The 20,009-nt window shown below is 60.9% G+C and carries 25 protein-coding genes, 1 pseudogene and 1 riboswitch; of the genes and pseudogenes, 12 read left to right on the forward strand and 14 right to left on the reverse strand.

From position 1 onward, the window contains the following. Nucleotides 1–697 (reverse strand): annotated as a pseudogene (locus QZY67_RS03555) (excinuclease ABC subunit UvrA); the annotation flags it as partial. A 239-nt stretch (nt 698–936) separates the two neighbouring features. Further along, a riboswitch (glycine riboswitch) is annotated at nt 937–1,036 on the forward strand. 105 nt (nt 1,037–1,141) lie between these two features. On the opposite strand from QZY67_RS03555, the gene QZY67_RS03560 reads away from it, so the two are divergent. Together QZY67_RS03560 and QZY67_RS03565 are read left to right on the forward strand one after the other, a co-directional pair. Continuing rightward, nucleotides 1,142–2,557, forward strand: coding sequence for a sodium:alanine symporter family protein (locus tag QZY67_RS03560; RefSeq protein ID WP_295368648.1), 1,416 nt, complete (start codon nt 1,142–1,144; stop codon nt 2,555–2,557). A gap of 227 nt (nt 2,558–2,784) precedes the next feature. Next, on the forward strand, nt 2,785–3,210 hold the full coding sequence (locus QZY67_RS03565) for a cell division protein SepF (protein ID WP_295368581.1): 426 nt from the start codon (nt 2,785–2,787) through the stop codon (nt 3,208–3,210). A 57-nt stretch (nt 3,211–3,267) separates the two neighbouring features. Here QZY67_RS03565 and QZY67_RS03570 read toward each other — a convergent pair whose 3' ends face one another. From QZY67_RS03570 to QZY67_RS03585, 4 genes are all read right to left on the reverse strand, one after another. Beyond that, the gene (locus tag QZY67_RS03570; RefSeq protein ID WP_295368593.1) at nt 3,268–4,398 is read right to left on the reverse strand and encodes a DUF3048 domain-containing protein; all 1,131 of its coding nucleotides are present in this window, start codon (nt 4,396–4,398) and stop codon (nt 3,268–3,270) included. A gap of 127 nt (nt 4,399–4,525) precedes the next feature. After that, nucleotides 4,526–5,722 (reverse strand): coenzyme F420-0:L-glutamate ligase, encoded by a 1,197-nt coding sequence (locus QZY67_RS03575; RefSeq protein ID WP_295368594.1) that lies wholly within the window; start codon nt 5,720–5,722, stop codon nt 4,526–4,528. Between the two features lie 207 nt (nt 5,723–5,929). Further along, nucleotides 5,930–7,204 (reverse strand): adenylosuccinate synthase, encoded by a 1,275-nt coding sequence (locus QZY67_RS03580; RefSeq protein ID WP_294532718.1) that lies wholly within the window; start codon nt 7,202–7,204, stop codon nt 5,930–5,932. Nucleotides 7,205–7,334: 130 nt separating this feature from the next. Then, complete coding sequence (locus QZY67_RS03585) at nt 7,335–7,997, reverse strand: RsiV family protein (RefSeq protein ID WP_295368595.1); 663 nt, start codon at nt 7,995–7,997, stop codon at nt 7,335–7,337. 241 nt (nt 7,998–8,238) lie between these two features. Between QZY67_RS03585 and QZY67_RS03590 the strand changes: the two genes are divergently transcribed. The 5 genes from QZY67_RS03590 (at nt 8,239) to QZY67_RS03610 (ending at nt 11,583) form a co-directional block, all read left to right on the forward strand. Further along, nucleotides 8,239–8,520 (forward strand): acylphosphatase, encoded by a 282-nt coding sequence (locus QZY67_RS03590; RefSeq protein WP_294532722.1) that lies wholly within the window; start codon nt 8,239–8,241, stop codon nt 8,518–8,520. A 127-nt stretch (nt 8,521–8,647) separates the two neighbouring features. Further along, nucleotides 8,648–8,959 carry a YerC/YecD family TrpR-related protein gene (locus QZY67_RS03595; RefSeq protein WP_294532724.1) on the forward strand — a complete coding sequence of 104 codons (312 nt, stop codon included), beginning with the start codon at nt 8,648–8,650 and terminating at the stop codon, nt 8,957–8,959. Then, nucleotides 8,946–9,695 carry a class I SAM-dependent methyltransferase gene (locus QZY67_RS03600; protein WP_295368596.1) on the forward strand — a complete coding sequence of 250 codons (750 nt, stop codon included), beginning with the start codon at nt 8,946–8,948 and terminating at the stop codon, nt 9,693–9,695. Before QZY67_RS03595 ends, QZY67_RS03600 begins: the two co-directional genes overlap by 14 nt. A gap of 232 nt (nt 9,696–9,927) precedes the next feature. Beyond that, the gene (gene hslO, locus QZY67_RS03605) at nt 9,928–10,803 is read left to right on the forward strand and encodes an Hsp33 family molecular chaperone HslO (protein WP_294532728.1); all 876 of its coding nucleotides are present in this window, start codon (nt 9,928–9,930) and stop codon (nt 10,801–10,803) included. A gap of 198 nt (nt 10,804–11,001) precedes the next feature. Beyond that, complete coding sequence (locus tag QZY67_RS03610; protein WP_295368597.1) at nt 11,002–11,583, forward strand: Crp/Fnr family transcriptional regulator; 582 nt, start codon at nt 11,002–11,004, stop codon at nt 11,581–11,583. 89 nt (nt 11,584–11,672) lie between these two features. Here the strand turns inward: QZY67_RS03610 and QZY67_RS03615 are convergent, their stop codons facing one another. From QZY67_RS03615 to QZY67_RS03650, 8 genes are all read right to left on the reverse strand, one after another. Next, complete coding sequence (locus QZY67_RS03615; protein WP_295368598.1) at nt 11,673–12,092, reverse strand: DUF6465 family protein; 420 nt, start codon at nt 12,090–12,092, stop codon at nt 11,673–11,675. A 243-nt stretch (nt 12,093–12,335) separates the two neighbouring features. After that, nucleotides 12,336–13,022: a hypothetical protein gene (locus tag QZY67_RS03620; RefSeq protein ID WP_295368599.1), complete on the reverse strand. Its 687-nt coding sequence runs from the start codon at nt 13,020–13,022 to the stop codon at nt 12,336–12,338. Between the two features lie 124 nt (nt 13,023–13,146). Then, nucleotides 13,147–14,631 (reverse strand): recombinase family protein, encoded by a 1,485-nt coding sequence (locus QZY67_RS03625; protein ID WP_295368602.1) that lies wholly within the window; start codon nt 14,629–14,631, stop codon nt 13,147–13,149. Nucleotides 14,632–14,763: 132 nt separating this feature from the next. Beyond that, nucleotides 14,764–15,333, reverse strand: a complete 570-nt coding sequence (locus QZY67_RS03630; protein WP_295368603.1) for a Uma2 family endonuclease — start codon at nt 15,331–15,333, stop codon at nt 14,764–14,766. Between the two features lie 118 nt (nt 15,334–15,451). Beyond that, a complete protein-coding gene (locus QZY67_RS03635) occupies nt 15,452–16,183 on the reverse strand; it encodes an Ltp family lipoprotein (RefSeq protein ID WP_295368604.1) in 732 nt (243 codons plus the stop codon). A gap of 217 nt (nt 16,184–16,400) precedes the next feature. Beyond that, nucleotides 16,401–16,736, reverse strand: a complete 336-nt coding sequence (locus QZY67_RS03640) for a helix-turn-helix transcriptional regulator (protein WP_295368606.1) — start codon at nt 16,734–16,736, stop codon at nt 16,401–16,403. 145 nt (nt 16,737–16,881) lie between these two features. Next, complete coding sequence (locus QZY67_RS03645) at nt 16,882–17,088, reverse strand: hypothetical protein (RefSeq protein WP_295368608.1); 207 nt, start codon at nt 17,086–17,088, stop codon at nt 16,882–16,884. 156 nt (nt 17,089–17,244) lie between these two features. Next, nucleotides 17,245–17,712 carry a hypothetical protein gene (locus tag QZY67_RS03650; RefSeq protein ID WP_295368610.1) on the reverse strand — a complete coding sequence of 156 codons (468 nt, stop codon included), beginning with the start codon at nt 17,710–17,712 and terminating at the stop codon, nt 17,245–17,247. A 95-nt stretch (nt 17,713–17,807) separates the two neighbouring features. On the opposite strand from QZY67_RS03650, the gene QZY67_RS03655 reads away from it, so the two are divergent. Continuing rightward, a complete protein-coding gene (locus QZY67_RS03655; RefSeq protein ID WP_295368612.1) occupies nt 17,808–18,011 on the forward strand; it encodes a helix-turn-helix transcriptional regulator in 204 nt (67 codons plus the stop codon). Nucleotides 18,012–18,042: 31 nt separating this feature from the next. Here QZY67_RS03655 and QZY67_RS03660 read toward each other — a convergent pair whose 3' ends face one another. Continuing rightward, the gene (locus QZY67_RS03660) at nt 18,043–18,429 is read right to left on the reverse strand and encodes a hypothetical protein (protein ID WP_295368613.1); all 387 of its coding nucleotides are present in this window, start codon (nt 18,427–18,429) and stop codon (nt 18,043–18,045) included. Between the two features lie 95 nt (nt 18,430–18,524). On the opposite strand from QZY67_RS03660, the gene QZY67_RS03665 reads away from it, so the two are divergent. The 4 genes from QZY67_RS03665 to QZY67_RS03680 are packed head-to-tail and all read left to right on the forward strand — an operon-like array spanning nt 18,525 to nt 19,998. Next, the gene (locus QZY67_RS03665; RefSeq protein ID WP_295368614.1) at nt 18,525–18,722 is read left to right on the forward strand and encodes a hypothetical protein; all 198 of its coding nucleotides are present in this window, start codon (nt 18,525–18,527) and stop codon (nt 18,720–18,722) included. Nucleotides 18,723–18,763: 41 nt separating this feature from the next. After that, entirely contained in the window at nt 18,764–19,219 is a 456-nt protein-coding gene (locus QZY67_RS03670; protein ID WP_295368615.1) for a helix-turn-helix transcriptional regulator, read from the forward strand. Nucleotides 19,220–19,273: 54 nt separating this feature from the next. Then, nucleotides 19,274–19,489 carry a hypothetical protein gene (locus QZY67_RS03675; protein ID WP_295368616.1) on the forward strand — a complete coding sequence of 72 codons (216 nt, stop codon included), beginning with the start codon at nt 19,274–19,276 and terminating at the stop codon, nt 19,487–19,489. After that, nucleotides 19,486–19,998 carry a helix-turn-helix transcriptional regulator gene (locus QZY67_RS03680; RefSeq protein WP_295368617.1) on the forward strand — a complete coding sequence of 171 codons (513 nt, stop codon included), beginning with the start codon at nt 19,486–19,488 and terminating at the stop codon, nt 19,996–19,998. The genes QZY67_RS03675 and QZY67_RS03680 overlap by 4 nt, the downstream gene beginning before the upstream one ends. Nucleotides 19,999–20,009: the final 11 nt, after the last annotated feature.

A 20,009-nucleotide genomic window follows, 5' to 3' on the forward strand; every position in this document is an offset into this window, starting at 1 on the left:
TCAGCTCCCGGAAGGGCACGTCCGTCCGCACGCCCATGGCCCGGCACACGTCGGTCATCAGCGACCACATGAGGCTGTTCCAGGGGGCCACCGCCCCCTGGTCAATGGTCAGGGACTCGTCCGGAACCAGGGTGGACCGGTCCACCGCCCGCACCACGCCGGTGCCGCCGCAGGCGCGGCAGGCCCCCTGGCTGTTGAAGGCCAGCTCCTCCGCGCCGGGGGCATAGAAATGAGCGCCGCACTCCGGGCAGATCAGCGCCTGCCCCGCCGCCACCGCCAGAGAGGGCGGCACATAGTGCCCGTTGGGGCAGCGGTGGCTGGCCAGGCGGGAGTACATCAGCCGCAGGCTGTTGAGCAGCTCCGTCCCCGTGCCGAAGGTGCTGCGGATTCCCGGCACGCCGGGCCGCTGGTGGAGGGCCAGGGCCGCCGGGACGTAGAGCACCTCGTCCACGTCCGCCCTGGCCGCCTGGGTCATCCGGCGGCGTGTGTAGGTGGACAGGGCCTCCAGGTACCGCCGGGAGCCCTCGGCATACAGCACCCCCAGGGCCAATGACGATTTCCCGGAGCCGGAAACGCCGGCGACGCCCACGATCTGGTTCAGCGGCACCGCTACATCAATGTTTTTCAGATTGTGGACTCTGGCGCCACGGACCTGGATCTTGTCCGGCTTACGCTCCCGCCGCTTCATTTTGCCCATCTTTTTTGCCCCCATTTCAAGGGATGACAGCCTGGTGTTCCAGCCTGCAAAATCATAAATCTGAAAATATATTGTATCACATGGCGCCGGCAAAGGAAAGGGACTTGACAATGTCCTCTGCTGGCGGTATAATGTCCCTCACAACCGAACAGGACAATAGAAGCGCCCAGGAAAAAGCCGTTGGCTTGCCGAAGGAGTAACACTCTCAGGTGTTCCGGACCGGAACAGAGACTGTGCGTGGATGTCACTCTGGAGAAGCTCACGAACTGGGTGCCGAAGGGGCAAAGCGGCGCGGGACAGCGCCGCCAATCTCTCAGGCAAAAGGACAGAGGATGCACAAAATGGCGGCGGGGGCGTCAGACCCCGCCGGAAGCAGTGTTTTTTCTTTTCAGGCCGTGGGTAAATCCACGGCCTGTTTTTTTGAAGAGGAGAGAAAACACTATGATGGAAGCACTGCAAGCGCTGGAGGCGTGGCTCTACCCCTACGTTTGCGACATCAACGTCACCCTGTCCAGCTATATCCTGGTCTTTCTGCTCATCGGCGTGGGGCTCTGGTACTCCATACGCACCCGCTTTGTCCAGATCCGCTGCTTCGGCGAGGGAATGCGGAAGGTGTTCGGCAATCTGTCCCTGCGGGGCGGGCGGCAGGAGCGGGGCATGAGCTCCTTCCAGGCCCTGGCCACCGCCGTGGCCGCCCAGGTGGGCACGGGCAACATCGTGGGCGCCTCCGGCGCCATCCTCACCGGCGGCCCGGGCGCCATCTTCTGGATGTGGATCATCGCCTTCTTCGGCATGGCCACCATCTACGCGGAGGCCACCCTGGCCATTGTGACTAGGGTGACGGACAACCAGGGCCACTTCCACGGCGGCCCGGTGTACTACATCACCACCGCCTTCAAGGGCCCCTTCGGCAAGTTCCTGGCCGGCTTCTTCGCCGTGGCCATCATCCTGGCCCTGGGCTTCATGGGCTGCATGGTCCAGTCCAACTCCATCGGCTCCACCTTCCAGACGGCCTTCCATGTGCCCTCCTGGGTGGTGGGCATCGCGCTGGTGGCCATCTGCGGCTTTATCTTCCTGGGCGGGATGGACCGCCTGGCGGCGGTGACCGAGAAGCTGGTGCCCGTCATGGCGGTTGTCTTTCTGGCGGGCGGCCTGGCCGTGCTCATCGCCCGGTACCGCTACATCCCCGAGACCTTCGCCATGATCTTCCGCTACGCCTTCCAGCCCCAGGCCATCATCGGCGGCGGCTTCGGCTACGCCATCAAGACCGCCATCAGCCAGGGCGCCAAGCGGGGGCTGTTCTCCAACGAGGCGGGCATGGGCTCCACGCCCCACGCCCACGCCCAGGCCAACGTGAAGGACCCCCACGACCAGGGTGTGGTGGCCATGGTGGGCGTGTTTATCGACACCTTTGTGGTGCTCACCCTCAACGCCCTGGTGATCATCTCCACCCTGTATACCAGCGACGGCATCCTCCACACCGGCGTCATCCCCGAGGGCATCAGCAACACCAATCTGGCCCAGACCGCCTTCGGCACCGTGTTCGGCGCGGAGGGAGGCGCTGTGTTCGTGGCGGTGTGCCTGTTCTTCTTCGCCTTCTCCACGGTGCTGAGCTGGAATATGTTCGGCAAAATCAACGTGATCTACCTCTTCGGCAAAAAGGCCGTGCCGGTATACGCGGCTGTCGCCCTGGTGTTCATCTTCCTGGGCACCCTTATGTCCAACACCCTGGTGTGGGAGCTGACCGACATGTTCAACAACCTGATGGTAATCCCCAACGCCATCGCCCTCTTTGCCCTGACGGGGACCGTGGCAAAGATTGCCCGGAGCCACTCGGGCAAAAGGGCTGCGAAAAAGTAAAGATATGGATGGAATGCCCGCCGGAGTCCGCTCCGGCGGGTGCCTTTTTTGGCGCGGCGGCCAGTCCCCAAACTACTTGAGAAAACCGTGGAAAGCTGAAATTTGTTTTCAGATTTTTGGGGAGAATGGGGATATTTCCACTGCTTTTGGGGAGAAAAGTGGGAAACCGACTTGTAAAGCGGAGAGGCCTGCGCTATAATGTAGAAAAACGACAGGGAGGGAAAAGCATGGGAATCTGGGATAAGATGCGTCAGCGCATCCTGAGCGGGAGCCGGGAAGCGCCGAGCGGAGCGGCGGAGAAGGAGCCGCCGGAGGACAGGCGGCCGGGCCGGAGCCAGGGCTTTTCCCCGGCGGATGAGACGGGCGCGGGCAAGGTCATGGTGCTCACCCCGGGGAAATACGTGGACGCGGGCAGGATTGCCGACTGCCTGCTGGACGGCTACACAGTGGCGGTCAATCTGGAGAGCGCCTCCCGGGAGGCGGCCCGGCGCATTGTGGACTTCCTCAGCGGCGCGGCCTACGGCCGGGACGGCCATATCGTCCAGATTGGATACAGCGCCTATCTCCTCCTGCCCGCGGGGGTCCAGCTGCTGGACGGGGAGGAGGAGAACGACCCGGACGGCTTTGACTTTGAGGACGCCCAGGGCTTTTAGCAGCAGAGGACAAAAGCGGACCGGCCACTGGCCGGTCCGCTTTCTATGTATCGGCTCTTATTCAAAGGTCACCTGGGAATCCAGAGGGACGATGTTCACATAGGTCTTGCCCCGGCCAAAGACGATGGGGTTGCCCTCCAGGTCGGTGTAGTAGAGCTGCCCGTCGGGCTCGGATTTGCTCCACACCAGGTCCACGACCTTGCCGCCGCAGGCAAAATACCCGGTGCCGCCGCTGGACAGGTCCACGGAGACATGGCCGTAGGAGTCGCCGGTGTTGCGGCAGGCGGTGCGCAGCACCACCACGTTGGTCACGCCCACCTGTTCGCCGGTGTTGCCGTCGATGTAGGGCTCGCCGTATTCGGACACCAGGTACCGCCCGCTCTCCGGGTCGTAGGTGAACACGCCGGTCTTGTAGTTGGAGAAGGGCACCGTGATGACCGGGGCGTCGGCGCCGCCGGCGGGGGTGCCGTCGTCGGCAAAGTCCATCTGATAGCGCCAGCCCTCCTCGTGGTCCTGCCGGAAGGAGGCGGCGGAGAAGATCTCGTCAATCTTCGCGCCGGTGGTGATGACGCTGTGGACGTACCCGTTGGCTGCCTTCCGGCCCGGGTCCCGCCACATCAGGTTGCCCCCCTCGGTGTTGCTCATATAGGGGCCCCGGACGGCGTCCAGGGAGGTGACGCCCCAGGCCCTGATTTTGCCGTAGGCGTCCTCCACGCCGGCCACGTCGCTGCCGCCGGCGTGGATGAGGATGGCGTCGTGGCCCAGGGCCAGCTCCAGATAGTAAGTTCGGGTGGAGCGGACCGAGCCGATGACCCCCACATCCCGGGGGTTCTGGTACACCCCCATCATGCGGGTGATGCCCCCCTCCTCCAGGCACTCGTAGATGATATCCGCCTCGGACTGGCCCTGCTGGGGCAGGGCCTGCTCCAGGTTGTTGAGCATAATGGCCACCGGCCGCTTGTTCACCCACTCCTCCTCCATGGGCTCGCCGGTGAGGGGGTTCCGGGGGCCGGTGTATTCCGGCTCCGCCGTCTCACTGGGGGTGGGGGAGGGCTCGGGGGCTTGGGTTCTGGCGGGCAGGGTGGGAATAGCCGGGGGCGTGGGGGTGATCTCCGCCGTCTTGGAGCCGCAGGCGGAGAGCAGGAGCAGCAGGGACAGGCAGAGGGGGAGCGTCCGGCGCAGTCGCATGGCAGGGGCCTCCGTTCGTCAAGATTCTGCTTTTATAGTACCCGGTGACGCTGCCGGTGTCAAGGGAGCGGCGGAAAGAAAAACCGCCCGGACGGCGCGCGTCCAGGCGGCTGGAGACTGTGAAAAATCAGTCGGTGGTGTAGTTGTCGAAATAGCCCTGGATATAGACAATGGGGGTGCCCTTGTCGCCGGAGCCGGAGGTCAGGTCGCACAGGGAGCCGATGAGGTCGGTGAGGCGGCGGGGGGTGGTGCCCTGGGAGACCATGTTGCCCACCAGGCTGCTGCCGTCCTTCTTGCGGATCTGGTCCTTGATGGCGTCCCGGAGAGCCTCGCCGGACAGGGCGGCGAAGTCGTTGTCGGCCAGGTACTTCAGCTTCAGCTCGTTGGGGGTGCCCTCCAGGCCGGCGGTGTAGGCGGGGGAGACCACGGGGTCGGCCAGCTCCCAGATCTTGCCCACAGGGTCCTTGAAGGCGCCGTCGCCGTAGACCATGACCTCCACGTGCTTGCCGGTCTCGGCGAGCATCCTGGCCTGGATGGCCTCCACCAGGTCCTGGCAGGGGCGGGGGAAGAGCTTCACCTTGTCCTCGGTGGCCTTGTTGGAGCCCAGCAGGCCGTAGGTCTCGTTGCAGCCGCTGCCATTGACGGGGGCGGTCATGATGTCGTCCAGGGTGAGGACCTTCTCGGCGCCGGCGGCCTGGAGCAGGCGCTTGGTGCGCTTGCGGGTGTGGATGTCGCAGGCCAGGACGGTCTTGGTGTAGCTCAGGACGGCGCGGGGGTCGTTGGCGAAGATGATCTCCACCTCGGCGCCGCACTCCTGAATCAGGTTCTGGTAGTACTCCACGTAGTCCACGCCGGTGAAGGGGTGCTTCTCGTAGCCGAAGAGCTCACGATAGCGCTCCAGAGTGAGCACGTCCTTATAGGGGTCCACGCCCTTCTCGTCCACGGCGTCCAGGCTGATGAGGTGGTTGCCCACCTCATCGGAGGGGTAGGAGAGCATCAGCACAATCTTGCTGCAGCCCTTGGCGATGCCCCGCAGGCAGATGGCGAAGCGGTTGCGGGACAGGATGGGGAAGATGACGCCCACGGTGCCGCCGCCCAGCTTGGCGCGCACGTCGGCGGCGATGTCGTCCACGGTGGCGTAGTTGCCCTGGCTGCGGGCCACAATGGCCTCGGTGATGGCAATGACGTCCCGGTCGCGCACGGTGAAGCCGTCGTCCCTGGCGGCCTCCAGCACGGAAGAGGTGACGATATCCACCAGGTTATCGCCGCTGCGGATAATGGGGGCGCGAACGCCGCGGGAAACAGTACCGACCATCCGGCTCATGAAAAAACACTCCTAAATTTTCAAATTTCTGTATGGAACGGCAGAAGCCGCCCGGCAATCTTACAGTATATTATACTACAAGCTCCGCCCGCCGCACAATAGACAATTCTGACGTAACGGAAGAAAATGCGCCAAACGGGGAAGAATTATGCACAGCAGAGCGCCCCGGTTTTTGGCCGGGGCGTTCTGAAAAGGGGTGGAAACAGCTCAGCGCCGGATGATCTCGTGGCGCTTGGGGCCGGTGGACACAGTCTTGACGGGCACGCCGATGTGCTTCTCAATGAAGTCCACATAGTCCCGGGCCGCCTGGGGCAGCTTGCCGTACTCGGTGACGCCCCGGATGTCGCTCTTCCAGCCGGGCAGGGTCTCGTAGACCGGCTTGGCCCTGTCCAGCAGGGGGGAGACGGGGAAGTCGGCGGTGACCTTGCCGTCAATCTCGTAGCCGGTGCACACCTTGATCTCGTCCAGGTAGCCCAGGCAGTCGATGGCGGTGAGGGCAGCCTCAGTGGCGCCCTGGACCATGCAGCCGTACCGGGTGGCCACGGCGTCGAACCAGCCCACACGGCGGGGCCGGCCGGTGGTGGCGCCGAACTCGCCGGCGTCGCCGCCCCGGCGGCGCAGCTCGTCGGCCTCGTCGCCGAAGATCTCAGACACAAAGGCGCCCGCGCCCACGGCGGAGGAGTAGGCCTTGGTGACGCACACCACCTCGGTGAGGGCGGAGGGGGGCACCGCGGCGCCCACGCAGCCGTAGCCGGCCAGGGTGTGGGAGGAGGTGGTGAAGGGGTAGATGCCCAGATCCGGGTCCTTCATGGAGCCCAGCTGGCCCTCCAGCAGGATCTGCTTGCCCTCCTTCAGGGCCTGGTGGACAAAGGCCACCGCGTCCCCCACATAGGGGGCGATCATGTCCCGGTAGCCCATGAGGGTGCTGAACAGCTCTCTGGGGTCCAGGGCGGGCTTGTGGTAGAGGTGCTCAAAGAGCACGTTCTTGATGACACAGGCGTGTTCCAGCCGCTCCATCAGCCGCTTCTCGTCAAACAGGTCGCAGACCTGGATGCCGATCTTGGCGTACTTGTCGGAGTAGAAGGGGGCGATGCCCGACTTGGTGGAGCCGAAGGCGGCCCCGGCCAGGCGCTCCTCCTCGTAGGTGTCCTGGAGCACGTGGTAGGGCATCAGCACCTGGGTGCGCTGGTCCACAATGATGTGGGGGGCCGGCACGCCGCCGTCGGTCAGGGTTTTCAGCTCGTGGACAAACTTGGGCACGTCCAGGGCCACGCCGTTGCCGATGATGTTGGTGGTGTGGGGGTAGAACACGCCGGAGGGGAGCTGATGCAGCGCGAACTTTCCATAATCACAGATGATGGTATGGCCTGCGTTGGCGCCGCCCTGGAAGCGGATGACCACGTCGGACTCCTCGGAGAGCAGATCGGTGATTTTACCCTTGCCCTCGTCGCCCCAGTTTGCGCCTACAATTGCTTTGACCATAATCGTTCCTCCTGCCGCGGGGATTCGCGCATTGGCCTTTTCCCACGGACGGACGATATTATATCCCGGCATTTTTCAGATTACAAGGGACAAAATGTAAAAAATAACCCAAAGCGCTGTTTTTTTACGCTCATACGGGCAGGGGAAGGAAAAATTCCGGGATGCCCTCGGCGGCGGGGCACAGGGTGTGGAGGGGATAGAAAATGACCAGGGCGTCCTCCGTCAGATAGAAGTTGTCCGGGTCGAAGTCCGCCGCCGCCCGGCGGGGCCAGTCCTCGTAGAACAGGAACTCCCCGGAGGAGGCCCGCCGGGCGCACTGCTCCTCCACCGCGGAGCGCACCTGCCGCCGCCACCGGCGGGCCGGAAAGAGGGCGGACAGAGGGACGGGTACGCCGGAGGACAGGTCCCAGGTCTCGCCGGCGCGGACCAGCAGGGGCCGCGCCGCGCCGTGCCGCTCGGCGGCGTCGGTGCGGAGGCTGAGCAGGCCCCCGCCGCTGCGGGTGACGGTGAAGTCCAGCTCCGCCGTCCAGGGGGTGAAGGGCCGGGACTGCTCCCTGGCCGCCTGCCGGGCGGCGCAGGCCATGGCGTACAGCGGCCCCTCCCACCGGGCCCGCCAGGCCTGGGTCTGCCGGGCAAAGCACCGGCCAATCCGCCGCAGCTGGGGCGCGTCCCCCTCCAGCGCCGGAGCACGGAGGGACAGGGAGAGCACCGGCTCCTCCTCCGCCGTCAGCACCCGTTCCTCCGGCACAGCCTTAACCTCAACGGACTCCACACGTCTTTTCCCCAGCTCCATGGCCGCCCCTCCTTCTCCAGACCAGTCTGCCCCATCCTATGCCGGAGAAGGCGGTTTGACAGAAGTTTTTCCCTGTGATACGCTAATGCGTACCGAACAAAGCCGAAAACCTTGAAAGCCAAAGCTTTCAAGGCCATTTGGCTTTGTTCAAGTGCAAGGGTTCTGGACGAAATTGTCTAAAAACCCTGCACCCGCGGAAATACGTATTGCGCGAAAACAAAAGAGAAAGGGGGAGCGGGGCATGATCCGGCTCTATATCCGGGTGTCCGGGCGGGTCCAGGGCGTGGGCTTCCGGTGGTTTACCAGCATGACCGCCGCCCGGCTGAATCTGACCGGCTGGGTGCGCAACCGGGAGGACGGCGACGTGGAGATGGAGGTCCAGGGGGACGAGGGGCCCGTGGAGGACTTTGTCCGGGCGGTTTCCCGGGGGCCGCGGTACGCCGTTGTGGAGAATATGGAGCGCCATCCGCTGGTTCCCGAGCCGGGGGAGCGGTCCTTCCACGAGCGGGGCAGCCTGTGGTGAAATTTTCCCTGCAAAACGGACAAAATATGTTTACTTTCATGATTCAGTGAAGTAAAATATAAAACGATAAAGTAAGAAAGCAGAGCCCTGAATCAAAACCAACGCTAGCAAAGGAGGCTGTCAGCCTATGACCAAGGGTGAAAAGAAGGAGCGGAGCGATATTCTCTACGAGACCATCCTCACCCTCAAGGACCTGGACGAGTGCAAGAAGTTCTTCTCCGACCTGTGCACGGTGGCCGAGCTGCGGGCCATGGAGCAGCGCTTTGAGGTGGCCATTCTCCTGTCCAACGGCATGATCTACAACGACATTCTGGAGCGGACCGGCGCGTCCAGCGCCACCATCAGCCGGGTGAACCGGTCCCTCAACTATGGCGCCGACGGGTACACCACCGTCCTCCCCCGGGTAAAGGAGAAGCTGAAGGCCGATGGAAAGCTATGAGTTCCTGGCCGGGTGCTACGATGAGCTGACCACCGACGTGCGGTACAGCCGCTGGGCGGACTACATCGAGAAGCACTTTGCCCGCAGCGCCCTGCCCATCCACACGGTGCTGGACCTGGCCTGCGGCACCGGCAGCCTGACGGCCGAGCTCATGGGCCGGGGCTACGAGATGATATGCGCCGACCGGTCGGCGGAGATGCTCTCTGTGGCGGCCGAGAAGTGCCGGGACCTGGCGGGGGAGCCCCCCGTCTTCCTGTGCCAGAGCATGGAGAAGCTGGACCTGTACGGCACCGTCGACGCCTGCGTCTGCTGCCTGGACAGCGTCAACTACGTCACCAGCCCCAGGAGGCTGAAAAAGGCCTTCCAGCGGGTCCACCTGTTCCTCGTGCCCGGCGGGCTGTTCCTCTTTGACATCAACACGCCGGACAAGCTCCGGGGCCTGGACGGCGGCATGTTTATCGACGAGACCGACGACGCATACTGCGTCTGGCGGGCGGAGTACGCCCCCCGGCGGCGCATCTGTACCTACGGAATGGACATCTTCCGCCTGGAGCCCGACGGCCGCTGGAGCCGGGGGGAGGAGGTCCACGAGGAGTACGCCTACGAGCCCGACGAGCTGGAGGAGTACCTGCGGGAGGCGGGCTTCACCCGCATCCGCCGCCACGGCTGCCTGAAAATGCGCGCCCCCGTGCCGGGGGAGGAGCGCATCTTCTTCACCGCCGTGAAGCAGGGCTGAACACAGCCATTTGGTTTGTGAAAAAAGCCGCGCAGGGTTCGCGCCCACAGGCGCGAATCAAGTGCAATCTATTTTCTCCGGCGACATGTACGGCGGAGAAAATACTTCTCAGGCCGCAAGTGTGGAATTTGTCCGCTGAATGCGGACAAATTATGCGCGCAGCGGACTGCATCTTATTGGAAAAAGGTGCGAGCGCCTTTTTCGATGGAAGAGAAAGGAAACCATACCGCTTATGTCTGATCAGATTATCCGTATGCTGGCCAAGGACGCGCCCGTGAAGGCCTCCGCCATTACGGCGGGCGCTCTGGTGGAGCGCGCCCGCCAGATCCACAAGACCCTGCCCACCGCCACCGCCGCCCTGGGCCGCGCCCTGATGGGGGCGTCCATGATGGGCAACCAGCTCAAGGAGGAGGCGGCCTCCCTCACTCTGCGGGTGAAGGGGGACGGGCCCCTGGGGGGCATCACCGCCGTGTCCGACAGCGAGGGCAACGTCCGGGGCTACGTCCAGAATCCGGCGGCCGACCTGCCCCGGAAGCGGCCCGGCAAGCTGGACGTGGGCGCCGCCGTGGGCGCCGGATCCCTCACCGTCATCAAGGACCTGAACATGAAGGAGCCCTATGTGGGCACCATTGAGCTGCTCTCCGGCGAGATTGCCGACGACATCGCCGCCTATTTCCTGGAGAGCGAGCAGATCCCCACGGCCTGCGCCCTGGGGGTGCTGCTGGATACCGACCAGTCCGTCCTCTGCGCCGGCGGCTACCTCATCCAGCTGCTGCCCGGCGCGGACGAGAGCGTCATCCGCACCATCGAGCAGGGGGTGGCCCGGGTGGGCGCGGTGACCGAGGCCCTCCGGGACGGCATGACCGCCAGGGGCCTGCTGATGCAGGTGCTGTCCGACTTCGACATGGAGGTGCTGGAGGAGAGCCCGGTGGAGTACCGCTGCTACTGCAGCCGGGACCGGGTGACCCGGGCCCTCATCAGCATGGGAAAGAAGGACCTGGAGGAGCTGATTGCCGACCAGGGCAAGGCGGAGCTCACCTGCCAGTTCTGCGACAAGGTGTACCACTACTCCAGGGAGGAGCTGGAGGCCATTCTGGCCGCCATGTGAAAATGCTCTTCGGCGCGGAACGGGGCCCATTCGCACAAACACCCCCTGCCGGGGTTTCCGGCAGGGGGTGTTTGTGCGCGGAAGAAGGACAGAATTCCCCCAATTCCCATAATCATTGAGAAAATTAACATGGGATAATGCGATAAAAAAAGAGAGCCTGTAATATAGTAGGCACTACAGGAAGAAGGGGGGAAAGAGGTGCTGCTGATTGATTTTTTTCAGAAGGTCCTTGGGATCTCCGATGAGGCGCTGGTGCAGGAGGCGCTCCGCGTATCAGAGACAAGGGTGCTGAAAAAGGGGGAGTACCTGATTCGCCAGGGGAATACGCCCACCCATGTGTATTTCCTGATGCAGGGCATTGCCCGTGGCGTGCTCACAGATGTGAACGGAAAGGAAATCACCGACTGCCTGGTGTTCCAGTGCGGAGCGCCCGCCATGCCCAGCTCAGACATTGCCCAGCCCGCGCCCATTGACGTGCAGACGCTTACGGAGTGCGAGGTTGTGCGCATCGCCGTCCCGGAGGTCAACCGGATGCTCCGGGAATACCCGGCCATGTCCGAGCTCTACCGCCAGCTGGTGATGGAGTCGTCCAGGCTCCACTGGGAATTGAAAATCGCCATCTACCAGTACACGGCCATGGAGCGCTATCAGTGGTTCCGGCAGGCCTATCCCGGGCTGAGCGAGAAAATCAGCAACAAGTACATCGCGTCGTTTCTCAACATGACCCCTGTGACGCTGAGCAGGCTGAAGCAGGAGCTGAAAAAGCAGGGCGGGGCATAGCAGCGGACTCTGCCCGGAAGTGGTCGGAAACGAAAAAAGGGGAATCCGGGAGCGCGAAATGCGGCTCCGGGTTCCCCTTTTTCAGGTGATTAATAGCAGAACTTGCCGACAGGCTCACCGTTGATAACGCAGTACACAGCGCCGTCCTCGGGCTTGACGTAGAGCTCCATGGTCTCAATGGCCTCGGTGCGGCCGGCATCGGCCCACACCTTCTTGGCGCCGGCGATCATGGTGGTCTCGGTGACCTGGCGGCCGCAGTACTCCAGAATAATGGTGGTCTTGGCCTCCGCAGACTTCTCCTCGGCGGCCTTCTTGGCGGGGGCCTTCTTGGTAGCGGTCTTGCGGGCGGTCTTCTTGGCGGCGGCCTCAGCCACGGGCTCAGCCTTGGCGGCAGGCTCGGTCTTGGCCTCGGCCTTGGCCTTGGTCTCCACAGCCTCAGCGGCCTTGGCGGCGGTCTTCTCCTCGGCGGCCTTCACGGCGGCCTCGCGACGCTTCGCACCAGCGATCATGTGTAAATTCCTCCAGTCCATTTATTCAGACATGTTTTTATATGATTTGCTGCAACTATTCTACAACAATTTTCCGGTAATTGTCATATATAAAATGTAAGAATTTTCAAGAGCGGACAGAGGGCATTTTAGCTAATGCGTACTGAATCGGCAGATTTTAAAAAAAATGGGGTTCCAGGACGGGAGAGCACAGCGAGGATCCGCAGTCTGCGGACCCTCGCTGCATGAATTGGTGTGGGACCTTCAGCTCCGGCAGCCATTGCCGCCGGAGGGCGGGCAGTGGTCGGAGCAGCCGCAGCCGCCCGCAGCGCTGTTGGGCGGGAAGAACTCATCCACGGGGAACTGGACATGGCGGAAGATCTCGCAGGGGTCATCCTCACAGCCGCCGCAGGTGCACTCCTTCTCGGGCATGCAGTAGTCGTAGGCGGGCATGAGCAGCTGGGTGTCCCGCTCCAGACGGATGATGGAGAACTGGCCCAGGGTGACGTAGACCCGCTTGCCCTCGTTGCCGAAGCACAGGTCGCTGCCGAAGCAGGCGCAGATGCAGGGCGGAATGTCGGACAGCTCACAGTCGCAGCAGGGGCGGCAGTCGCACATGTCCACCAGCTTCATGTTCAGCACGATGGGGTCCACCGCCTCCACCACCGCGGTGGGCAGGTTGGTCTTCATGATGTTCTGCTCGTCCACGGCCCCGGAAGCGGTCTCGGAGGAGAACACCTTGGCGCTGCCCTCGCTGCCGAAGAGGATGACCCGCTTGTCGAACACGCACAGGCCGCAGATCTGGACGGGCCGGGCGGCGCCCACGAAAGCGTCGGCGGTGACCCGGTAGAAGTACCGGACGTCCACGGTGAAGAAGCCCCGGTTGAAGCCGATGGGCTCCACGTCGATGTACACATAGAGCAGCTCGGCCTGGCCGGCCCGGATGGACACGGCCCGGTCAATGGCGCACTGGGAGCTCTGGGTGGGATAGAAGCGGAGATCCTCAATGCAGTCCTTATCGGAAGATATAGCGTCTTAAATACAACGGAATGTGCTGGGCCCCAAGTGGTTGGCGTCAGTAGGGCTTCAGCGTGAAGAGCAGCTGGAACTCGCTCTGCTTGGATTTCTTCTCTTTCCGGTAGGTGATGGTGCTGATGACGCTCTTGAGCATGGCGTTGCGGCCGGCGGCGTCGGCGGCGTCGTATGCGTCCAGCACGGCCCGGATTTTCCTGGCCAGGGCGGCCGGGTCGGCCAGCTGGGCGTCCCGGATGGACTGTTCTGTCTCCCGCCGGCGGCGCTCCAGGCCGGCGATCTTCTCCTTCACCGCCGCCATCCGCTCCCGGAAGGTGGGCAGGTCGTACTCCTCCATCTCCAGCAGCTCGTACAGGCGGCTCTTCTGCCGCTGGGCCGCCGCCAGCTCCTTCTTCACCGCCTCCAGGGCGCTGTCCAGAACGGAGGTATCCCGGGCCGTACCGCGCTGCTGCTCCAGCTCCAGCTTCACCAGGGTCTCCTCCAGGTAGGAGAGCACCCGCTGCTCCACCAACTCAAACTTGGTGCTGGCGCAGCACCCCTTTTTGGTGCACAGCAGATACGCCTGCTCCTTCATCACCACGCGCTGCATGTTCTGCCCGCAGTTGGCGCACTTCACCAGCCCGGCCAGGGGGCTGCGGACGGTGCCGTCGTTCCTGGAGGGGATATACCGCCCGGCCATGATGTCCTGCACCGTGTCGTACAGCTCCTGGCTCACAATGGCGGGGTGGAGGCCGTCCACAATGGTCCACTTCTCCCGGGGATTGTAGATGGTGATGTGCTTGGGGTTGCCCCTGGCCCCCTTGCGGATGTGGGACTTCTGGTTCCAGACCACCTTCCCGGCGAAGGTGGGGTTGCGGAGGATGTGGGCCACGCTGTTGCGGGTGAACTCCTCCGAGCGGTGGGGCTTGGCCCCCAGGGCGTTGATGTGACGGGCGATGGAGATGCAGCCGTAACCCTGGATGTAGAGCTGGTACATCATGCGCACAAAGCGGGCCTCCGGCTCGTAAATCTCCAGGGTGGGCCGCCGGTCCACCAGCACCTTCCGGTAGCCGTAGGGGGCGTTGGCCACATAGCAGCCGTCGCTGATGCTCTGCTTCAGGCCCCGGCGCAGCCGCTTGTTGATAATCTTGTACTCCCGGCGGGACATGAAGGTCTTGAACTCCGCCATCTCGTCGTCCAGGTCGTCGGACAGGTTGTAGGTCTTTTCCGGGGTGACGATGAGGGTGCCGGAGTCCCGGAAGGCGTCCAGGATGATGCCCTGGTCCTTCATCCGGCCCCGGGAGAGCCGGTCCAGGTCCATGACCAGCACCGCGTCGTAGCGGCCCTCCTCCACGTCCTCCAGCAGGCGCAGCATCTCCGGCCGGGCGTACAGGCTCTCGCCGCTGACCACCTCCTCATAGGTGGCGATGATGTGGATGTCATGGTCGGCGGCGTACTGCTCCAGCGCCTTCCGGTGCCGGGAGAGCACTTCCTCCGTATCCATGCCCTCCTCCATGCGGGATTTTCTCAGATATTCCGCCGCGTCCATTGGGTTCCCTCCTTCGCAATATGTTGAGAGCATAACCGCCCCCGGCCGGATGGCTGAGGGCGGTTTTGATATTCAGGTCATTTATTTCAATCCACGCCCCACGCTCCCCACACGGGGAGCGGCAGGGGAGACCTAGGATAAAAAGACTCTGGCCAGCTCAATGAAGCAGCCGTCCAGCACGTTGACCTTGGCGATGTCTCCGGCGGTGTAGACCTCCCGGACGCGGTAGCGGCCGCCGTCCAGCACGCTGACCTGGACGGTCTTGCTCTCCGGATCCACAATCCAGTACTCCCGCACCCCGGCGCGCTCATACAGGTTGTACTTGGTCAGCCGGTCGTGGCGCTGGGTGGAGGGGGATAGAATCTCAATGATAAGGTTGGGCGCGCCTCTGCACCCCATATCGTCCAGCTTGTCCATGTCGCAGACCACGGACAGGTCGGGCTCCACCAGGGTGTCCACAGCCTCCGGCCGGTCGCCGGCCTTCTCAAACAGCCGCACGGCAAAGGGGGCCGGGTAAACCTTGCAGCGCTTGCCCTCCAGATAGTTGTAGAGCTGGGCCAGCAGGGCGGCGGCAATCTCCTGGTGGACGCGGGAGGGGGGCGCCATCATCACAGCCGCGCCATCGATGAGCTCGGCCCGCTCCTGCTCGTCCCAGGTCAGGACGTCGGCCAGGGTGTATCGTTCTTCCTTGGGCAGCGGCATGTCGCTCTCTCCTTTCCATGAATTGATTCGCGCTGTCTCTATTGTATGCCGCAACAGGGGCGGCAAATCCGGAAACGTGCTCGGATTTGGGGCGTGTCCAAGTTGGACACAGCTATGCTCAATATCCGACAGCGGTCACGCCATACTCGGCCTGTTCTGCGGTGTAGCCTTCAAACTGAAGCTGCTGGAGCAGACTGTCCCGGGAAAAAGCCATGATATCCAAATAATCCTGAGCCTTTTTCGCAGCCTGCTCATTCCAGTCTGCGCCGCAATTGGCGACGGCATACTGAGCCTGGTCCGCAGTGAAGCCCTCAAAGGTCAACTGGTTCTGGAGGCCGCTGGCGGAGAAGGGCATGGTAGCCAGGTATGTCAGGGCCTTTCCAAGGGCCTGCTCGTTCCAGTCTGCACCGCACTTTGCCACGGCATAGGCTGCGTCGCTCTCCGAGTAACCCTCGAATTGAAGCTGCTCGGCCAGGCCGCTGGCGGAGAAGTTCATAACGGATAAGTAATGTTCAGCGGCCTGCCGTGCGTTCTTCTGGCCGAGGGTTTCACCGGCGGTGTCATCCTCCACAGCTGGCTGGGGCTGGGAGACGCTGGGGGCCGTGCTGGCTGTGACGCCGGCTGTCTGCTGGTCCGGCGTCTGGGTTGTCTGAGGAGGGTCAGACGGTACATCTGCCGTGTTGGGCGTATTATCCTTGCCGCCGATTATGGCCACAATTGCCATGAGTACGACGATTGCGGCAAAGACAAGGATAAACTTTCCGGCTTTTTTGCCTCCGTTCTGGTTTCCGGCACCACAGTTCGGGCAGAAATTACTGTCGTACATGGTGCCGCATTTTTTGCAGATCATACACACGACTTCCCTTCATCTTTTTCAATCTATCATTGGGATGCTGGGGACACAAAATTATTTTCTCTTTTTCCTTAGTTGTATTGACATTGTAGAACATGCGTTCTATGATGTCAAGTACAAGGAGGGGGAGAAATGCGCGAAAAAGAAATTCAGCTACTGGAAATCATCCGGGGGAGCCGAGACCCGGAGGCTGTACTGGCTGTGGCCATGGCGGCTATTGCTGATTGTCAGCGGCTGCCTGTACCATCCGAAGTACCATGTCCTGCTGCTCCGGTGTCAGCTGCCGGAACTGCTTCATAAGCGCGCGTTCTCCTTCTGTGAGCCCATCGTCTTGGACGGTGGGCTCTGTTTTTTCGCCAGTAAGGAGGTATTCAACAGTCGTGCCCAGTACCTCAGAAATTTTGGGGAGATATTTTGTGTAAGACTGTGATCTCCCTGTTTTCCATGCACTAACAGTCTTGTCGGTGGTTCCAAGCAACTGAGCAAATTCCTTCTGCTCAATCTCCTTTACTTTCAGAAGAGAAAAAATTCGCTCAACAGGTGTGGACAAGTAAATCACCTCCAAACTGCACAAATCTTAAAAAACGAGATTATAGCATTTTCACAAGATTTAATATTCTTGATATTTTAGATTGACAATCTTAAAAATCGAGATTATGATTTGCTTGTAAGGTAAACAAGTGGTAAACGGGACATTAGATGGAGCGGATGATATTTATAACGCTCTGATAGAAGTTGTGTACGGCCAGAAAATAGAAGGCCAGCGCGGCCACGATAACCAGCACCACGACCAATAGGGCGATTCTCGCGTGCTGTTTGGCCTCCAGGCTGGGGTCTGTATGCCGCCCGCAAGAGGGGCATTTCTTTCCCTTGTACTTGGTGCCGCAGTTAGGGCATTTCATGGTGCATACTCCTTCATACAGTTATGTTCACGCAGTAAACATGCGGGAGGTGAAAAAGAGATGAACGGAACGCAAATATTCTGCGTATCTCTTCTTGCCGTTTTATACGGGATTTGCATTCCGGTGTACAAATACGTCAATCCAAAGGGATTTAAACTATATCTCCTTTGGTTGGTGTGTATCGGTGTGCTGTGGTTGCTCCTTGTTCTGGGTACGGATTTCTGTAGATGATAACTCCTTACACAATTTGATGAAGTCGCCTTTAGCCATAAACCACTTATCATTATGAAAGCATTCTGCAATATTATCGAGCAGTGGCCATAGGGACTCATCTACATAAAAGTAGATTTCACCCATAGAGTTTCCAAAATCATAGTAGCGACCAGATAAAATAGCTTGGCCAGCAGTACTAATGTAACGCTCAATTACTTCGGCACGGTGGCGGTAATAAAAGTCCCGCTCTTGTTCACGTTGCTTCGCGGAAATCTCAAGCGTCTTTTCTTTGATTTGGAACAGTCCGCTTATTAAGGCCGAGATGAGCGGGGACAAAGCAGAGAGAACCAGTGCAGCTATTGCGATAACAAGGGAAAGATCCAGGCCGGTTGATACCTGCTCTGTGGGCATTGCAATACATCCTTTCTGTGGCCTGCAAATAGTTTACCTATTGTGAATCATAGCACATAACCAAAAAAAGGACAACCAGAAAGGAGGGGGAAAGGTTGAAAATCAAAGAATTCCGCCAGGCGCGCGGTATGACGCAGCAGGCTTTGGCGGACGCAGTACACGTCACCAAGGGAGCTGTGTCCCAGTGGGAGAATGGACTTCGTGTTCCGGATGTCTCCACCCTTCTGGCTCTGGCCGATGTGTTTGGCGTATCTTTGGACAACCTGGTCGGCCGTCAGCCGCCCGAGGCGGCCAGCTGAGAGGAGGTGAGAAAACATGCGCTGTGATCTCCTACTTTCTGCTACTATCGGCATCTTTCTCGGATGGACTGTTATCCCTCATATCATCGCAGGGATAAAACGCCATTGCAGTATCAAACGCTCCCATAACGAACAGAAAAGAAAAGCCTGCTATAAGTAGAGCGAACACTTTTATGCCGCCTTCTAACGAAAAGGGTCTAGTAGCCTGAATGGATAACCCTACGATAAGGCAACCAGCAAAGGTGAAGAGAGAAGCATAAAACTGTTTTTTTAAAACTCGGTGGGGCTGTTGCGCTTTAGGCGTATGCACCACAGTATTGTGGGGCGCTGTGAGCAATTTAAAAATCCGTTTTGCCAATGCGGATAAAGCTGTGACGATGATAGTAACGGCAATATTTTCGAGTATGCTTTGAAGCACAAAATCACCTCCCTTCCACCGCTCACATTCTACCACGGCGGGGAAGGGAAGTACAACAGCCGCCCCAAGCGGCCAGCTGAGAGGAGGGAAGAGACATGATGCAGGGAGACACCCCGGAGCTGCGGCGGATTATCAGCTGGCTGGAGGGGCAGTTCGAGGCGGGCCAGCTGGCCCGGGTGGAGCGGGTGACCAAAAACGCCGTCCGGGTCACGGACCGCTGGGGCGACACAGCCCTGGTCATCTGCCGGCAGGACGGGGCCGTGGAGATGATGCCCGTCCCGGAGGCTTGCTGAACTATCTGACTTAATTTTATCCCGAAAAGGAGGTGATTACCATGCCGGATGAAACCCGAAATATTTATAAGGCCTGTCGCAAGGCTGCCGGGCTTACTCAGGAAGCGGCAGCAGAGCGGCTGAGCATCAGCGTGGAGAGCCTGCGGGCCTATGAGACTGGCCAACGGGTGCCGCCTGACGAAGTGGTTGAGGCGATGTCCGACCTGTACAATACCCTGTATCTGATTGTGCGGCATGTGCGCGAAAAGAGCGCCATGTATGGCCGGGTGGTGCCTGAGGTGCCGCAGATAGGAGTGCTGGAAGCCAGCGCCAAGCTGAGAAATAGGCTCGACACTTTTACTGAGAGACGCAGCGCGAAGCGGCTGATGCTTATCACTGAGGACAATATTGTCGACAACGGTGAGAGACCGGAGTTTGACGAAATTGTGGATGAGCTTGTAGAAATGTTCGCCTTGGTTTTGGCGCTGAAATCAGGAGACCAGAACCCTCAGGCATAAAAAAATCCGCCCCCAGGTGTGCGAGACCTGAGGACGGAAAAGGAGAACTAACTAATGAAAATATACCATAAGACGGGCGGAAATGCAAGGAATTTCCGCTGGATTCGTGTACCCTTTTGCACCCTGCTGGCCGTCATGGCCCTGGGCACCGTGGGCAACATCGAGTGCGGATTTGTGAGCGTCCGGGCCGGGGCCGAGACCCTGGCGGCGCTGATGACCGGGCTGGCTCTGACGCTGGCCTGGCCGGAGAGGAGGAGGCTTTCCCCTTGAATATCGATTTTTTTGTGCAAAATGTCAAGCATCTCTGTGAAGGGCGAGGGATTAGCCCCACCGCCGCCTGCAAGGAGAGTGGCGTCGGAACCAGCTTTATCCCCGATATCAAGCGTGGACGCATTCCATCTATTGACAAGTTTGAAAAGCTGGCGCTCTATCTGGGAGTTACAATCAGCCAACTCATTGGCGACGCGCAGAACAGTCCTGTGGTCCTGCAATACAGTGTCCCTCCAAAGGATACCATTGCTGAGATAACCAAGCGCGAGGAGAAAAGCTGGAAGGAGTACTACGCACGGGAGGCACGCCGCCGGTGGGTGGCATCTCCTTGGGGCCTGGTGGGTACCCTGGAGGGCATTATGCAGCTCCAGGAGTGCACCGCCGGGTATAAGATCAAACTAATGCAGTGGGCCATGGATGCCTACAACGAAGCGCTGAATGAAACCAGCGTGAATCCGACCGACAGCGGGCGGCATAGGACATCCTGCCCGGAGCATACAGAGGACTGAGGAGGTGTTCC

The sequence above is a fragment of the uncultured Pseudoflavonifractor sp. genome (assembly GCA_904419835.1).
Taxonomy (GTDB): Bacteria; Bacillota; Clostridia; order Oscillospirales; family Oscillospiraceae; genus Pseudoflavonifractor.

Bases quoted from the DNA above. Each gene is read 5' to 3' on its own strand.
- QZY67_RS03560 (WP_295368648.1), top strand. From the start codon at position 1,142: ATGGAAGCACTGCAAGCGCTGGAGGCGTGGCTCTACCCCTACGTTTGC.
- QZY67_RS03565 (WP_295368581.1), top strand. From the start codon at position 2,785: ATGGGAATCTGGGATAAGATGCGTCAGCGCATCCTGAGCGGGAGCCGG.
- QZY67_RS03570 (WP_295368593.1), bottom strand. From the start codon at position 4,398: ATGCGACTGCGCCGGACGCTCCCCCTCTGCCTGTCCCTGCTGCTCCTG.
- QZY67_RS03575 (WP_295368594.1), bottom strand. From the start codon at position 5,722: ATGAGCCGGATGGTCGGTACTGTTTCCCGCGGCGTTCGCGCCCCCATT.
- QZY67_RS03580 (WP_294532718.1), bottom strand. From the start codon at position 7,204: ATGGTCAAAGCAATTGTAGGCGCAAACTGGGGCGACGAGGGCAAGGGT.
- QZY67_RS03585 (WP_295368595.1), bottom strand. From the start codon at position 7,997: ATGGAGCTGGGGAAAAGACGTGTGGAGTCCGTTGAGGTTAAGGCTGTG.
- QZY67_RS03590 (WP_294532722.1), top strand. From the start codon at position 8,239: ATGATCCGGCTCTATATCCGGGTGTCCGGGCGGGTCCAGGGCGTGGGC.
- QZY67_RS03595 (WP_294532724.1), top strand. From the start codon at position 8,648: ATGACCAAGGGTGAAAAGAAGGAGCGGAGCGATATTCTCTACGAGACC.
- QZY67_RS03600 (WP_295368596.1), top strand. From the start codon at position 8,946: ATGGAAAGCTATGAGTTCCTGGCCGGGTGCTACGATGAGCTGACCACC.
- hslO (WP_294532728.1), top strand. From the start codon at position 9,928: ATGTCTGATCAGATTATCCGTATGCTGGCCAAGGACGCGCCCGTGAAG.
- QZY67_RS03615 (WP_295368598.1), bottom strand. From the start codon at position 12,092: ATGATCGCTGGTGCGAAGCGTCGCGAGGCCGCCGTGAAGGCCGCCGAG.
- QZY67_RS03625 (WP_295368602.1), bottom strand. From the start codon at position 14,631: ATGGACGCGGCGGAATATCTGAGAAAATCCCGCATGGAGGAGGGCATG.
- QZY67_RS03630 (WP_295368603.1), bottom strand. From the start codon at position 15,333: ATGCCGCTGCCCAAGGAAGAACGATACACCCTGGCCGACGTCCTGACC.
- QZY67_RS03635 (WP_295368604.1), bottom strand. From the start codon at position 16,183: ATGATCTGCAAAAAATGCGGCACCATGTACGACAGTAATTTCTGCCCG.
- QZY67_RS03645 (WP_295368608.1), bottom strand. From the start codon at position 17,088: ATGAAATGCCCTAACTGCGGCACCAAGTACAAGGGAAAGAAATGCCCC.
- QZY67_RS03650 (WP_295368610.1), bottom strand. From the start codon at position 17,712: ATGCCCACAGAGCAGGTATCAACCGGCCTGGATCTTTCCCTTGTTATC.
- QZY67_RS03665 (WP_295368614.1), top strand. From the start codon at position 18,525: ATGATGCAGGGAGACACCCCGGAGCTGCGGCGGATTATCAGCTGGCTG.
- QZY67_RS03670 (WP_295368615.1), top strand. From the start codon at position 18,764: ATGCCGGATGAAACCCGAAATATTTATAAGGCCTGTCGCAAGGCTGCC.
- QZY67_RS03675 (WP_295368616.1), top strand. From the start codon at position 19,274: ATGAAAATATACCATAAGACGGGCGGAAATGCAAGGAATTTCCGCTGG.